This window comes from Azospirillum griseum (genome assembly GCF_003966125.1).
Classification (GTDB): domain Bacteria; phylum Pseudomonadota; class Alphaproteobacteria; order Azospirillales; family Azospirillaceae; genus Azospirillum; species Azospirillum griseum.
On record NZ_RXMA01000001.1, the window covers coordinates 328,158 to 341,726 of the forward strand.

Genomic DNA, 13,569 nt, shown 5'->3' on the forward strand with positions numbered 1-13,569 from the left:
GCTCACGCCTCACCCGCTTCGCGCAGGACGCGCAACGCCTGGGCCGCGTCCTCCGCGTCCACCATCACGCGGCGGGGAATGGCACCGATGGAGCCTTCGAGCACACTGGTGTGCGCGTCGAGCACCACCGCCTCGATCCCGGCGTCGGCCAGAAGGGCGATCAGCCAGGACAGGCGCACGGGATCGTTGGTTCGCAGCAATTCTGTCATCGGTCCACGGGTTCGCAGCGCCCTTGCGGGCTTGACCATGAAGGCAAGGCCGTTATGCTCCCTACCGCAATTCCTGGCGTCAATCACCTGTGGAGTCGACCTTGGCGGTCGTGACCAATCTCGAGCCGAAACGGCGCACGTCCACCCCGCTCGATGACCTCACCGCTCTGGTGGCCGAAGACCTGAGCGCCGTCAACGAGATCATCATCCAGAACATGCAGTCGTCGGTGGAGCTGATTCCCCAGCTTGCCGGTTATCTGATCGCGGCGGGGGGCAAACGCCTGCGCCCGGTGCTGACGCTGGCCGCCGCCAATCTGTGCGGCTATCAGGGCGACAAGCACCGGCTGTTGGCGGCGGTGGTGGAGTTCATCCACAGCGCCACCCTGCTGCACGACGACGTCGTCGACGAAAGCGATCTGCGGCGCGGTCTGGCCTCGGCCAACGCCGTGTTCGGCAACAAGGCCAGCGTGCTGGTCGGCGATTTCCTGTTCTCGCGCTCGTTCGAGATGATGGTGCAGGTCGGTTCGCTCGACGTGCTGCAAATCCTGTCGCGCGCGTCGGCCGTGATCGCCGAGGGCGAGGTGCTGCAACTGCGCACCACCAACGACACCGAGACGACCGAAGAGGCGTATCTGGAGGTCATCAAGGGCAAGACGGCGGAGCTGTTCGCCGCCGCTTGCCGCGTCGGGGCCGTTGTCGCCAACCGACCGGAGGCGGAGGCGCAGGCGCTCTACGATTACGGCATGAATCTGGGCATCGCCTTCCAGCTGGTGGACGATGTGCTGGACTACTCCGCGCTTCAGGCGACCTTGGGCAAGACGGTCGGCGACGATTTCCGCGAAGGCAAGCTGACCCTGCCGGTGGTGCTGTCGATCAGCCGGGGCGACGCGACCGAACGCGCCTTCTGGCACCGCACCATGGAGGAACTGGAGCAGGCCGATGGCGATCTGGCCCACGCCCAGGCGCTGATGGCCAAGCACGACGCCCTGACCGACACGGTGGCCCGCGCCCGCCATTACGGCGCGCTGGCGCGCGGCAATCTGGCCGTCTTCGCCGACGGCCCGATCAAGACCGCCATGCTGGAAGTCATTGATTTCGTGATCGACCGGGATTTTTGAGGCCTGACATTTTTTTCACCGCATCGTGCTTTTTTGCGTTGCGCACCGCGTCCAACCCGTCTATACACCCCTCCCACCGGCGGACGTCACCGACCGCTGGTCAAACCGGAGTGTAGCTCAGCCTGGTAGAGCACTGCTTTCGGGAGGCAGGGGCCGGAGGTTCGAATCCTCTCACTCCGACCATCACAAAAGACCCTTCAGAGCGATCTGAAGGGTCTTTTGCGTTTCGCGGTCACGGATCAACCGTTTGAGCCGACAGGGCTGTGCCGCGAACGCAATCATCCCGGCTTCGCAATCAGTTTCATGCCACAGAGAACGTTTCGAAACCGGCTTGATTGCACAGGCCACGCAGCAACCGCGCAGAGGCGCTTTCTGGGGGGCTGGGAACACGCCGAGGGCATCCTCGACCGCACACCCGGCCAAACGTCTCAGACATCATCAGACGGGCGGAGAGAGCCGGGAAACAGGCATGGCGACGCCCTCCCCTCCGCCAACGACGGCACCGCGTGGAAATCGTTGGCCGTCACCGCCCCGCCGGTGGCCGCCGCGATGCGAACCATCACCGCCGGACGCGGAACCCGGAGGCCATGGCGGTAGCGGTTGACCGCCGCCTGGCTGGTGCCAATGCTGGCGGCGAAGGAGTCTTCCTTGGTGGCGGTGCGGATCAGCCAATCGTCGAGCGTCATACCGCAATGGTTTACACCAAACGGACTTTTTCCCACAAGCCACCCAATCACGCCAGGATGGACTTTTCAAACCATTCTGGTATGAAGGCGTCATGTCCACACTCCGCGCATTGCGGCAGGCCGCCGGGTTGAGCCAGGAAAAGCTGGCCGAACTCGCGGGAACCTCGCAGCCGCAGATCAACAAGCTGGAAACCGGCCAGCGCAAGTTGACCGTCGATTGGGCGGTGAAGCTGGCCCCGCCCCTGGGCGTGGAACCAACGGCCTTGCTGGGGCTGGACAGGCCCACCGGTGCCGATGCGCGCCCTGCCACCCAACCCAGCCTCCCCACGCGCCGCGTCGGACCACCGCCCTTGCTGCGGTCGTCCACGGCGCCAACGCTCACTAGCCATCAGACCAACACACCGGAACCGATGCCGGTGCGCGCCGCCGCGCGCGGCGGGGTGGATCAGGAGATGTTTCTGGAAGACGGGCCGATCGATTGGGTGGCCAAGCCTGACTATCTGAAAAACGCCCGCGCGCCCTACGCCATGTATGTGGTGGGCGAATCGATGATGCCGCGCTTCCGTCCCGCCCAGCTTCTGCACATCAACCCGCACAAACCGCCCGCCGCCGGGTCCGGGGTGGTGGTGGTCAAGCGCAACCGCGCGGTTCTGGTGAAGGAGTTCGTTCGCCGCGCGCCTGATGGCGTGGTGCTGCGCGAATACCACCCCGAAGACCGGGAATTCACCGTACTGAACGAGGATTTGGACACACTGCACAGCGTGGTCGGCCTTCAGGAACCGTAAGTGGCGCCGTGTCACACCAAAACGGTATGGAGATTCGTTGGATTGAATAATCCAAAATGGATTATTCCTGATCGCAGGCCGGGCCAACCGCCCCGCCCCGCCCCGGACGGACCGCCGGGACCGCGCGAGACAGGAGTGTTCCATGCGCCACCAACCCCCGCGTTTCTTCCCCGGCCCCTGCCCCGGCCGCCTCGACAGCTTTTCCGAACAGGGTGCCCGCGAACTGGCGCAGCGCATCCGCAGTTCCTGGAACCGGCTGGGATGGGAGGTGGAGGTGCGGATCGAACGGATCGCCAGCGAGGACATGGGCGACACCCGCAGCAAAGCCCACTACACCGTCCGCAGCGACCTGATCAACGGTATGCCGCAGCGCCGCCTGTCACCGCCCGCAGACGGTCGGGCGTAGATCACTTCAACCGCTCGTCCAACTCCACCTGATACCCATGCACTAGACGGTTGGTTTCGTTGGCCATGCCGACCACCGCCAGCAGTTCGCCGAACTGGGCGTCGGTCATGCCAGCCTTGCGCGCCGCCGCCTCGTGCGAGCGGATGCAGTACTGGCATCCGTTGGTGACGCTGACCGCGACGAAAATCATCTCCTTCACCAGTGGATCAAGCGCACCGGGTGCCATCACCTCCTTCAGACTGTCCCAGGTCCGCGCGAGGGTTGCCGGGTGATGGGCCAGCATTTTCCAGAAATTGTTCACATCCGGCACGTTGCGCGTCGCCATGATGTCGTCGTAGACGGCCCGCACGTCCGGCGTGGCGTCAGCGTGATCAATGGGGGGCAGAGGCATCGCAGTCTCCGTTTGGGCGTGGAACAGGCAAAGCGGGCGAACCAAAGGTGGCCTGACTTGTCAGAGATAGCAATTTCCACGCCCCACCCATCCGCGTTTTTTCGCTCTGTGGAAGCCTTGCCCGCGTTGACCCGGCCATCCTTCTGCTGGTAGTACAAGAACCAAAATCCGGTCGCCTGCCCCACCATCAGCGGCGCGACCAACCGACAAGAACGCGCCGGTCAGGCGCGCGACGTTCTCATGCAGCCCGCCGTCGGTTCGACCCCGGTGCGGGTCGGGAGGTGGAGCGTGAACGGATCGGTTATGGAGCGGCCCATGGAGCGGCTGCCCGACGCTGACACGTTGGATTCCCAGGCGGCATCGCTCCTGGTCCGGGCGGCCTCGGGGCTGCGCCGCATCGCGCAGTTTCACGCCGACGCTCCCAGCGTGGCCTTCATGACCGGGCTGCACGCGGCCCCGCTTCACGCCACCTTCGCTTTGCATCTGGACCGCGACGACGCCCACCAGGCCATGGCTCTGATCGATGAGGTGGTCAGCGACCTGCCCGCTCCGGTGACGGAGGAGTCGTTGGCCGCCCTGTGGGCCGAACACACCGCCATCTATCACAGCGGTCTCTACCGCACCGATCCAACGGAAACGGCGTGGCTGGGCGAGGATGGCCACCCGCCATCCGGACCGGTTCACGACACACGCCACAGCGACCGGGCGGTGACAAATGCCGAGTCGCTGCCGCCCGCCGATCATCTGGTGTCCGGGTTGCTGCAGCTGGCCATCCTGCTCGAGCGGGGCGATATCCTCTGCGCCACCGCCGCGATGGACGAGCATCTGCTGCGTTGGGTCCCCGCCTTTTGCAGCCGGGTCGCCACCCGGTGCCGCGAACCCTTTTACGCCGGGGTGGCGATCCTGACGAACGCCCATCTGGATCACCTGCGGGATCTGTTGGCGGCGTCCGGCGGACCGGCGCGCCCGACCGAGGATGGGACCACCGACACCCGACGCCGCCGATGGACCGAGGGGCGCGTGCCACGCACCTGCGGCGGCGACGCCTGAACGCTCGGGCGGTGTTACAGCAACACCGCAAGGAACATCGGTGCCCACAGCGCCATGCACCACACCAGACCCAGGCAGAGACCCGCCGTCAGATCATCAAAAGTGGGGGCTTGCAGCCTGTGCAAACTCCACATCGCGCGCAGTTCGGCTTCGGTCGGCGGGAATGAGGAAGACTGAACGGGCTTTTGGTCTTCTGGAGTTGAAGGCTTCGGCATGGCGGACACCTCGCAGGGGCACCGGCAGGGGGCGGAGATGGTTGAGACCCGCAACAACATGGCCCACCCCACGTCCCGGCCCAGCGTCCGCTGAAAAAAATGTCATCCCCGCCAAAGCACGGCCCCAAGGCACGGCCCCAAAGCACGGCCTTTGATGACGACGCACGCCACGCGCACCAAGCGGCCACAAAAAGGCCCTCACCTTTGCGGGTGAGGGCCTTTTCACGGACCCGATCACAACCGAGTCCCATCCCGTCGGATCACAGATCCAGCCGCGTCACTTGGCCGGGCGGATCACCGGGGTGAGCTGGTCGCCCCAGTTGCCGGTTTCGTTGTGGTAACGGGCGGTGCGCATCAGCTCCACCGTCACGCCCGCCTCAACCGCCTTGACCACCGACTCGTTCAGGCGGTGCAGGTTGTTGGCGACGATGCGGATGGCGCTTTCCTGCTCCGCCGTGAAGGCCGAACCCTCGTCCGGCGGCGCGGCTTGAAAACCCGACTTGCTCATGCGGTGTTCCTTCCCCTGGTCTTGGTCGCCGGGTCGGCCACGCGGCCCGACCGGACGAACCGGCGGCGCGGGGCCGCCCTGGCGGCGGCTGGTCGCCAAGATTTAGCACATCGCGCGGTCAGCACAAACATTGCGTCGCAGCAATCCGTTGCGACCTTTGATGCATCCCTGCGCTGCCGCAGTTGGGGCTTTGCCACCACCACCCGTCGGCTTTAGGGTCGTGGACCAAACGGACCATCGCGATCCCCCACAACCACAACAACAGAGCACAGCATCATGACCGACAGCAGCAGCGCCCCGCGCAAGGTCGCTTTCCTTGGGTTGGGCACGATGGGCGGCCCGATGGCCGGTCATCTCGCCAAGGCCGGGCACGACGTCACCGTCTACAACCGCACCGCCGCCAAGGCCGAGGCCTGGGTCGCCGCCCATGGCGGTGGCCGCGCCGCCAGCCCGAAGGAGGCCGCCGCCGGGGCCGAGGTGGTGTTCCTGTGCGTCGGCGGTGACGACGACGTGCGCGCGGTGGCCGGGGAGGCGATGGAGAGCCTGGCCCCCGGTGGGGTCATCGTCGATCACTCCACCGTGTCGGCCAGCGTGTCGCGCGAGATGGACGCGCTGGCGCGGGGCCGGGCCCTGTTCTTCCTCGACGCGCCGGTGTCGGGCGGTCAGGCCGGGGCGGAAAAGGGCATCCTGACGGTGATGGTCGGCGGCGACGCCGACGCCTTTGCCCGCACGCAAGCGCTGATGGCCTGCTTTGGCCGGTCGGTCGTGCATATGGGGCCGTCGGGGGCCGGGCAATTGACCAAGATGGTCAACCAAATCTGCATCGCCGGTCTGGTCCAGGCCCTGGCCGAAGGGTTGAGCTTCGCCCAACAGGCCGGGTTGGACGGTCACAAGGTGGTGGACGTGATTTCCAAGGGGGCCGCCCAGTCCTGGCAGATGGAAAACCGGGGCCACACCATGCTCGACGGCAAATTCGATTTCGGTTTCGCCGTCGATTGGATGCGCAAGGATCTGGGCATCGTGCTGGACGAGGCGCGGCGCAACGGGGCCAAGGTGCCGGTCACGGCGCTGGTCGATCAGTTCTACGCCGATGTCCAGGCGATGGGCGGCAACCGCCTGGACACCTCCAGCCTGATGAAGCGCCTGACCCGCTGAGGCGCGGCACCACCGGGCACACCATCAGGCACACCGCCCGGCAACATCACCGGGCGGCGGGGATCACCCCTCCGCCCGGTCGAATTGCAGCGCGGCCAAGCGGGCGTACAAACCGCTCTGCGCCACGAGTTCGGCGTGGGTCCCGGTTTCAACCACGCGCCCCTGTTCCATCACCAGGATGCGGTCGGCGGTCAGCACCGTGGCCAGACGGTGGGCAACGATCAGGGTGGTGCGCCCGCGCATCAGCCGGTCGAGCGCGTCCTGCACCATCTTTTCGCTTTCGGCGTCGAGCGCGCTGGTCGCCTCGTCCAACAGCAGCACCGGCGGGTCGCGCAGGATGGCGCGGGCGATCGCCAGCCGCTGGCGCTGACCGCCCGACAGCCGCACGCCCTTTTCGCCCAGGAAGGTGTCCAGCCCCTCGGGCAGCGCGTCGAGGAACTCCAGCGCGTGCGCCGCCTCGGCCGCCGCGCGCACCTCCGCGTCGCTGGCGTCGGGGCGGCCGTAGCGGATGTTTTCCCAGGCGTTGGCGGAAAAGATCACCGGATCCTGCGCCACCAGCCCCATGCGGCGGCGCACCTCCACCGGGTCGGCGTCGCGGATGTCCACACCGTCCAGCCGCACCGATCCGGCTTGCGGGTCGTAATAGCGCAGCAGCAGTTGGAACACGGTGGATTTGCCCGCCCCGGACGGGCCGACCAGCGCCACCCGCTCCCCCGGTTGGATGTCCAGCGACAGCCCTTCCAGCGCCGCCCAATCGGGACGGGACGGGTAATGGAAGCGCACCGAATCGAAACGCAGCGCCCCGCGCGCCGGTGTGGGCAGCGGTTGCGGCGTGGCGGGGGGCGCGATCTCCGAGTCGATGGCCAACAGGCCGAACAGCCGCTCGGTCGCCCCGGCGGCGCGTTGCAGGTCGCCGATCACCTCGCTGATCGCCCCGACCGACCCGGCCACCACCACCGAATAGATGACGAAGGCCGACAGATCGCCCGGCGTCAACCGCCCGGCCAAAACATCATGACCACCGATCCACAGGATGATGCCGACCGCGCCGAACACCAGCACGATGACGATCACCGTCATGATGGCGCGCACCCGCACCCGGTCGATGGCCACGCCGAACGCGCCCTCCGCCCGGTCGGCGAAGCGCTGGCGGTCGATGGTCTCGTGGGTGTAGGCCTGGACGGTGCGGATCGCCGCCAAGGTTTCCTCGACAAAGGATCCGACGTCGGCGATGCGGTCCTGGCTGTCCTTCGACAGTTTGCGCACCCGCCGCCCGAACAGCACGATGGGGGCGACGACCAGCGGAACCACCAGCGCCACCAGCCCGGTCAGCTTGGGCGAGGTGATCAGCAGCATGCCCGCCCCGCCCAGGAACAGCAGCGTGTTGCGCAGCGCGATGGACGCCGAAGACCCGACGACCACCTGCAACAGCGTGGTGTCGGTGGTCAGGCGTGACAGGATTTCGCCGGTCTTGGTGGTTTCGAAAAAGCCCGGCGACAGCGTCAGCACATGGTCGAACACCGCGCGGCGGATGTCGGCCACCACCCGTTCCCCGATCCAGCTCACCAGATAGAAGCGGCTGTAGGTGGAGGCCGCCATCAGCGCGATGACGCCCAGCATCACCAGCAACGCGCGGTCGAGCAGCCCGGCGTTGCCCGCCGCAAAGCCATGATCGACCAGCAGCCGCATCCCCTGCCCCATGCCCAGCACGGTCCCGGCCGCCACCACCAGCGCCACCAGCGCCCCGGCGATCCGCCAGCGGTAGGGTTTCAAAAAGGGAATCAAACGGCGCAACGGCCCCAGATCGCGCCGGCGCTCGGCGGCCTTGAGGTCAACGGAATCGGACAGATGGGACACGAGGGGAACCCGCAAGGCAGCGCACCGGATCGGCGCGGATGGGGTGCCATATAGCAACCCCACCCCACGCCAACAAGGCGCAGCCCATCATCCCCCAGCCCCATCATCCTCCAGCCCCATCGTCACGCGGCGACACCCTCCTCGGCCCGCCGTCGCCAGCGCGGCCAGCGGGCGATGGTCAGCGCCCGCAACGCCCATTCCACCGGGCCATAGGCGAAACGCGCCAGCCACCAGCGGCTGACCGGCAATTGAAGCGCGAACAGCAGCGCCGCCAGCCCGATGGTGGTCAGCGGAGCCACCCGGCCGATCAGGCCCGCGCCATAGCCGGTGAACAGAAACGCGCACACCAGCGATTGCGTCAGATAGTTGGTCAGGGCCATCCGCCCCGCCGGGGCCAACCACCCCGCGACCACCCGCCCGGCGCGGGTCTGGATCCCCAGCAGGAAGGCCGATCCATAGGCCGCACTGAGCAGCGGCGCGGTCAGCACGCACACCCCCAACCCGACCACGTCCCAACCCGTCCCGATGAATCCCTGGCTGAGCCACGCGTAGAGCAGCGCGCCCGGCCCGCCGATTGCCAAGCCCAGCCCCAGCAAACGGCGGAACAGCACGCGGTGCGCGGTGACATGGCGCAGCAGATCCCGCCGCCCGGCGACAAAGCCAACCAGGAACATCGCCAGCGCGCACGGGGCCTGAATCATCAGCAGCATCCCCCAAACCGAGGGCAGCTCCGCCACCCGTTGCGCGATCACCCGCCACGGATCGCCGCGATAGGCCGCCTGCGCCGCCACCGCCTGGGCCGTCACCACCGCGCGGTTCATCCGCTCGCCGCTGGCCCATTGCAGCAGGCCAAGACCGATCCACAGCGCCGCGCTCACCAGGATCAGCAGCGCGGCCAACCGCAGGGCCGCCGAGTCGGAGCGATGGCGCAGCGCCAGCAGGATCAGCCCAAGGATGGCGTAGATCGTCAGAATGTCGCCGTAGAACAGCAACGCGCCATGCGCCAGCCCCAGGGCCAGCAACCCGGTTTGCCGCCGCAGCATCCGCCCGGTCAGCGCCTCCCCCGCCCGCTCCGCCGCCGCCATCTGAAGCGTGACGCTGTAGCCGAAGAGAAAAGAGAACAGGAGGTAGAACTTCATTTCAAACAGCACGGCGATCAGCGCGCGCACCGTGTGATCCATCGCGCCGTTGAACTGCGGGTCGCGCACCCCGGCCCCATAGAAGGCGGAGGCGAAGGCGCAGACATTCACCACCAGAATCCCAAACAGCGCCGCCCCGCGCAGCGCGTCCACATCGGCGATGCGGTCCGCTTTGGTCATTGCCGTCCCCCCCGGTGCCATGATCGCTGCGCCACGGTCGCCCGCTGGTCCAGACCGCGCCTGCGCGGCCATGGCGTCATCCCAACGGACAGACCAGCGGACCGATGTTTCAGTAGCCCTGCAACGGACACCGCGCAAGCCGCCCACACCCGACAAGGCGGCCAGACCTGAATCCCACGAACGGGCATGGATCGGGGTTGCATCGGCGGGGGGGGTTTGGTATAGACCGCGCTCGTTTAGCAGGAACCTCGGCCATGAAGACTGACATTCACCCCGATTACCACGAGATCAACGTCGTCATGACCGACGGCACCTCGTTCAAGACCCGTTCCACCATGGGCAAGGCGGGTGACACCATCCGCCTCGACATCGATCCGAAGTCGCACCCGGCGTGGACCGGCGTGCAGAAGCTGTTGGACACCGGCGGGCAGATCGCCAAGTTCAACAAGCGCTTCGCGGGCTTCGGTCTCAAGAAGTAAGCGCCTTCGCTGGACACACGAAAAGGGCACCCGACGCTTGCGGGTGCCCTTTTCGTTTTGCTGCCCTTTCAATCGGTGACGCCTGCCGGTGCGTCGACCGACCAATCAGCCACAGGTTGCGCTGTTCATCGCATTGTCATCGTCGTCGATCGCACCAGACCGTTCGACCTCGTCACGCACCATCCGCTCCAGCCGCTCGACCCGCTGATACAACCGATGACTGCGTTCGAGCAGACTGCGCAGTCCGGCGGGAAGCTCCTCATTCTCCGGACCGCTGGCGTCGGTGCAGACCTCGCCACCCGAGAGCGCGAAATCATCGCTGACCCCCTTCGCCTTGCTGATTTCCCCGGCATGAACCGCCTTTTGCGCCAACAGCCACGCCATCACCTGGGTCAGACGGCTGGTGACGCGCATGGATTCATAGGAGATTTGCAAGCGAACCTGGGGGGACAGTTTCCGATGTTCCGATGCGTCGTGGTAGGCGACGTAATTCCGCGCCTCGACCAGCAGAGCCATGGTGTCGTCGTAGGGACCATTGAAAAAGAAGCTGTGCGAAACCATGGCACTGTCCCCTTTTTGCAACCTTAGGCGCAAGGTTCAGGGTCTGCCCAACTGATTAACAATCCGTGACTCGATCATTCGCGAGAACCCTAAGCGGCGGACCTCGCCATCCGCATGTCACCCCCTTGAACCGTCAAAACGCCCTCCTATCTCAGGATCATCGGCGGATGCCCAATGGGGTTCGCCGGATCACCCGCCAACGGGGGCCGACCATCATCGTGGCTCCCCTCACGCTGTATCGCTCTTTGGAGGATAGGCCATGCGCAATTACGACCTTTCGCCGCTGTTCCGTTCCACCGTCGGTTTCGACCGCCTGTCGCGCTTGCTGGAAAGCGCCACCGCCGGGGACGACGCTGCCAACGCCTACCCGCCCTACAACATCGAAAAGCTGGGCGAGGACTCCTACCGCATCACCATGGCCGTCGCCGGGTTCGCGCTGGAGGATCTCGGCATCACCGTCCATCAGAATTCGCTGATCGTCAGCGGCAAGGCGACCAAGCCTGAATCAACCGGTCAGTTCCTGCACCGGGGCATCGCCGGACGCGCCTTCGAGCGCCGGTTCCAACTGGCTGATTTCATCAAGGTGGCGAACGCATCGCTGCTCAACGGGCTTCTGCACATCGAACTGACGCGCGAGGTGCCGGAAACGATGAAGCCCCGCTCGATCCCCATCGTCACCGCAGCGGGCACACCCGCCCTGACTGACCCGCAGCCCGCCCCCGTGTTGACGCAAGCGGCCTGAGCCAGCCGTCACGCCCTGCGGTCCACCGGACCGCAAAAGCGCCCCGGACCGTCCGGGGCGTTTTTGCATGGGTCAGCCCAGCAAATCCTCCACCGTCACGATCCGGTCGGGCGGCAGACGGATCGTCACAGTGCAACCCTGATTCACCTGGCTGTCGATGGTCAGGGTCCCGCCATGGGCCTCCACCAACCGCCGCGCCAACGGCAACCCCAGCCCCACCCCTTCGAATTTTCGGGCCATGGATTGGTCCAATTGCACAAAGGGCTGTGTCACCTTGTGGACATCGGCCGGATCCAGGCCAATCCCGGTGTCGCGCACCACCAAGGCCACCCACCCCGCCGCGTCGCACCCCGCCGATACGGTGACGGTTCCCTGCGGATGGCTGAACTTGATCCCGTTCGAAATGAGGTTGCACAGGGCCTGACGCAAGCGCCGCTCGTCGCCGCGCACCGGTGGCAAATCCGGGTCCAGCGCCACCTCCAGCGCGATGGCGTGGTGATTGGCGAAGAATTGCTGATCGGCCACCGCTTGCACCACCACGCCACCCAGATCCAGGGCGTCGTCCGCCAGTTCCAACCGCCCCGATTCCACCCGCGCGATGTCCAGGATCTCGTCGATGATCGCCAGAAGCTGCTCCCCCGACTGGCGGATGGACCGCACATAGTCGGGATAAAGATTGATCGCCGCCGGATCGTTCAGCTTCATTTCCAGCAATTGGGCAAAGCCGATCACCGCGTTGAGCGGTGTGCGCAACTCGTGGCTCATCGTTGCCACGAACGCCGATTTGGCTTTGTCCGCCGCTTCCGCCGCCTCCTTTGCGGCGATGATCTCGCGTTCGATGCGGCGGCGTTCGGTGACGTCGCGCAGGATGCCGGTGTAAAAGCGCCGTCCCTCCACCTCGCTGGCGCTGACCGACAGTTCGATGGGCAGTGCGGAGCCATCGGGTCGCCGCGCCTCAATCAACCGGGAACGGGCAATCACCGCCGTGGTCTGGCCGGGGGCAAAGGCGAACCGCTCCCCCGCCGCCTCGCGCAGATGCGTCGCCGGAAACAGAGCGTCAACGGCGTTCCATTGCACATCGGCGGCGCTGACCCCGAACATCTCCTCCGCCGCGCGGTTGAAGCTGACGATGCAATCCCGGTCGTCGATGGTCAGGATGGCGTCGGCCACGGTGTCCAGCGTGGCCTGGTTGCGCGCCTCCGACAGCAGCAGGGCGTTGGCGGTGCGCACATACTCGCTGACGTCGGTGATCGTGCCGATGAAGCCGCCACCGCCCTCCAACGGCACCCGCTGGCACAGCACCCGCATGTCCACCGCCGCCATGGCGTCGTGAAAGCGAAAATCCAACAGCAACGGTCGGTCGGTCGCCAACCCCGCCCGCCACTCCGCCGCCACCTGCGCCCGGTCCTGCGGGTGAATCGCATCGAACCAGCCATCCCCCAACAGACGTTCGGGCGGCAGACCGGCGATGCTGGCAAGCCGGGCGTTGGCGTACAGAAGGCCCCCGTCGGCGTCGGTCTGGAAAATGCCGACCGGTGCCGATTCGGCAAGCGTCTGATAGCGCGCTTCGCTGACCCGCAGCCGTTCGGCGGTGTCGAGCTGCTCGGTCACGTCGCGCACGTTCAACACCACACCACCGATGTCAGGATCATCGGATTGGTTGTTGCCGGTTGCCTCCACCCAACGCCACCGACCATCGGCATGGCGAAAACGGAACACCGCCGTGCCGGACAGGGTGGAGGGGGCTTCCCATCTTGCGGCAAAGCGCCGCACGACCTCGTCGCGCTCGTCGGGATGAGCGTGATCGGTCAGATGCGTGCCGATCAATCGCTCTGGCGCATAACCCAGAACCCGCGCCGCCGCATCACCGACATAGGTGAAGGTTCCATCGGCACCAACCACGGTCGCCACGTCACGGGCGTTGCGCATCAGGGCGCGAATCGTCTTTTCCGTAACCTGCACTGCGCCCTCCGGTGGTTCCCAGGTGACACGCGCGCCGGGATGCAGGGAGTGTCGATTCCCGCACCGCAGCATCCCTCACAATAGACCGTCAAAGATTAACGGACCATGTGGAGTATGACCGAACCG

At 66.3% G+C, this 13,569-nt stretch carries 16 protein-coding genes and 1 tRNA gene; 8 read left to right on the top strand and 9 right to left on the bottom strand.

The genetic code is table 11. The annotated features are described in order from the left end of the window. Nucleotides 1-2: 2 nt before the first annotated feature. Nucleotides 3-209 carry a putative signal transducing protein gene (locus EJ903_RS01565; RefSeq protein ID WP_126611446.1) on the bottom strand — a complete coding sequence of 69 codons (207 nt, stop codon included), beginning with the start codon at nucleotides 207-209 and terminating at the stop codon, nucleotides 3-5. 101 nt (nucleotides 210-310) lie between these two features. Between EJ903_RS01565 and EJ903_RS01570 the strand changes: the two genes are divergently transcribed. Next, a complete protein-coding gene (locus EJ903_RS01570; RefSeq protein ID WP_126611447.1) occupies nucleotides 311-1,327 on the top strand; it encodes a polyprenyl synthetase family protein in 1,017 nt (338 codons plus the stop codon). Between the two features lie 106 nt (nucleotides 1,328-1,433). After that, nucleotides 1,434-1,510 (top strand) — tRNA-Pro (locus EJ903_RS01575). Between the two features lie 245 nt (nucleotides 1,511-1,755). Here the strand turns inward: EJ903_RS01575 and EJ903_RS01580 are convergent. Next, nucleotides 1,756-2,013 (bottom strand): XRE family transcriptional regulator, encoded by a 258-nt coding sequence (locus tag EJ903_RS01580; protein ID WP_246015080.1) that lies wholly within the window; start codon nucleotides 2,011-2,013, stop codon nucleotides 1,756-1,758. Nucleotides 2,014-2,105: 92 nt separating this feature from the next. On the opposite strand from EJ903_RS01580, the gene EJ903_RS01585 reads away from it, so the two are divergent. Together EJ903_RS01585 and EJ903_RS01590 are read left to right on the top strand one after the other, a co-directional pair. After that, on the top strand, nucleotides 2,106-2,798 hold the full coding sequence (locus EJ903_RS01585; protein ID WP_126611449.1) for an XRE family transcriptional regulator: 693 nt from the start codon (nucleotides 2,106-2,108) through the stop codon (nucleotides 2,796-2,798). 142 nt (nucleotides 2,799-2,940) lie between these two features. Beyond that, nucleotides 2,941-3,204 carry a hypothetical protein gene (locus EJ903_RS01590; RefSeq protein ID WP_126611451.1) on the top strand — a complete coding sequence of 88 codons (264 nt, stop codon included), beginning with the start codon at nucleotides 2,941-2,943 and terminating at the stop codon, nucleotides 3,202-3,204. A 1-nt stretch (nucleotide 3,205) separates the two neighbouring features. On the opposite strand, the gene EJ903_RS01595 is transcribed toward EJ903_RS01590, so the two are convergent. Further along, nucleotides 3,206-3,595, bottom strand: coding sequence for a carboxymuconolactone decarboxylase family protein (locus EJ903_RS01595; protein WP_126611452.1), 390 nt, complete (start codon nucleotides 3,593-3,595; stop codon nucleotides 3,206-3,208). A gap of 288 nt (nucleotides 3,596-3,883) precedes the next feature. On the opposite strand from EJ903_RS01595, the gene EJ903_RS01600 reads away from it, so the two are divergent. After that, nucleotides 3,884-4,645, top strand: coding sequence for a TorD/DmsD family molecular chaperone (locus EJ903_RS01600; RefSeq protein WP_126611454.1), 762 nt, complete (start codon nucleotides 3,884-3,886; stop codon nucleotides 4,643-4,645). Between the two features lie 14 nt (nucleotides 4,646-4,659). On the opposite strand, the gene EJ903_RS01605 is transcribed toward EJ903_RS01600, so the two are convergent. Both EJ903_RS01605 and EJ903_RS01610 read right to left on the bottom strand, forming a co-directional pair. Then, nucleotides 4,660-4,860 carry a hypothetical protein gene (locus EJ903_RS01605; RefSeq protein ID WP_126611456.1) on the bottom strand — a complete coding sequence of 67 codons (201 nt, stop codon included), beginning with the start codon at nucleotides 4,858-4,860 and terminating at the stop codon, nucleotides 4,660-4,662. A gap of 277 nt (nucleotides 4,861-5,137) precedes the next feature. After that, nucleotides 5,138-5,368, bottom strand: a complete 231-nt coding sequence (locus EJ903_RS01610) for an SMc00767 family acetate metabolism repressor (protein ID WP_126611458.1) — start codon at nucleotides 5,366-5,368, stop codon at nucleotides 5,138-5,140. A 276-nt stretch (nucleotides 5,369-5,644) separates the two neighbouring features. Here EJ903_RS01610 and EJ903_RS01615 point away from each other — a divergent pair, with 276 nt between their 5' ends. After that, nucleotides 5,645-6,523 (top strand): NAD(P)-dependent oxidoreductase, encoded by an 879-nt coding sequence (locus EJ903_RS01615; RefSeq protein WP_126611460.1) that lies wholly within the window; start codon nucleotides 5,645-5,647, stop codon nucleotides 6,521-6,523. 63 nt (nucleotides 6,524-6,586) lie between these two features. On the opposite strand, the gene EJ903_RS01620 is transcribed toward EJ903_RS01615, so the two are convergent. Then, the gene (locus tag EJ903_RS01620) at nucleotides 6,587-8,380 is read right to left on the bottom strand and encodes an ABC transporter transmembrane domain-containing protein (RefSeq protein WP_246015082.1); all 1,794 of its coding nucleotides are present in this window, start codon (nucleotides 8,378-8,380) and stop codon (nucleotides 6,587-6,589) included. Between the two features lie 122 nt (nucleotides 8,381-8,502). Beyond that, nucleotides 8,503-9,699: a DUF418 domain-containing protein gene (locus EJ903_RS01625; protein ID WP_126611462.1), complete on the bottom strand. Its 1,197-nt coding sequence runs from the start codon at nucleotides 9,697-9,699 to the stop codon at nucleotides 8,503-8,505. A gap of 254 nt (nucleotides 9,700-9,953) precedes the next feature. Here EJ903_RS01625 and rpmE point away from each other — a divergent pair, with 254 nt between their 5' ends. After that, nucleotides 9,954-10,178, top strand: a complete 225-nt coding sequence (gene rpmE, locus EJ903_RS01630) for a 50S ribosomal protein L31 (protein ID WP_126611464.1) — start codon at nucleotides 9,954-9,956, stop codon at nucleotides 10,176-10,178. A gap of 105 nt (nucleotides 10,179-10,283) precedes the next feature. Here rpmE and EJ903_RS01635 read toward each other — a convergent pair whose 3' ends face one another. After that, a complete protein-coding gene (locus EJ903_RS01635; protein ID WP_126611466.1) occupies nucleotides 10,284-10,739 on the bottom strand; it encodes a DUF1465 family protein in 456 nt (151 codons plus the stop codon). A gap of 259 nt (nucleotides 10,740-10,998) precedes the next feature. Here EJ903_RS01635 and EJ903_RS01640 point away from each other — a divergent pair, with 259 nt between their 5' ends. Further along, nucleotides 10,999-11,481, top strand: coding sequence for an Hsp20 family protein (locus EJ903_RS01640; protein ID WP_126611468.1), 483 nt, complete (start codon nucleotides 10,999-11,001; stop codon nucleotides 11,479-11,481). A gap of 72 nt (nucleotides 11,482-11,553) precedes the next feature. Here EJ903_RS01640 and EJ903_RS01645 read toward each other — a convergent pair whose 3' ends face one another. Continuing rightward, a complete protein-coding gene (locus tag EJ903_RS01645) occupies nucleotides 11,554-13,443 on the bottom strand; it encodes a PAS domain-containing sensor histidine kinase (protein ID WP_377005579.1) in 1,890 nt (629 codons plus the stop codon). Nucleotides 13,444-13,569: the final 126 nt, after the last annotated feature.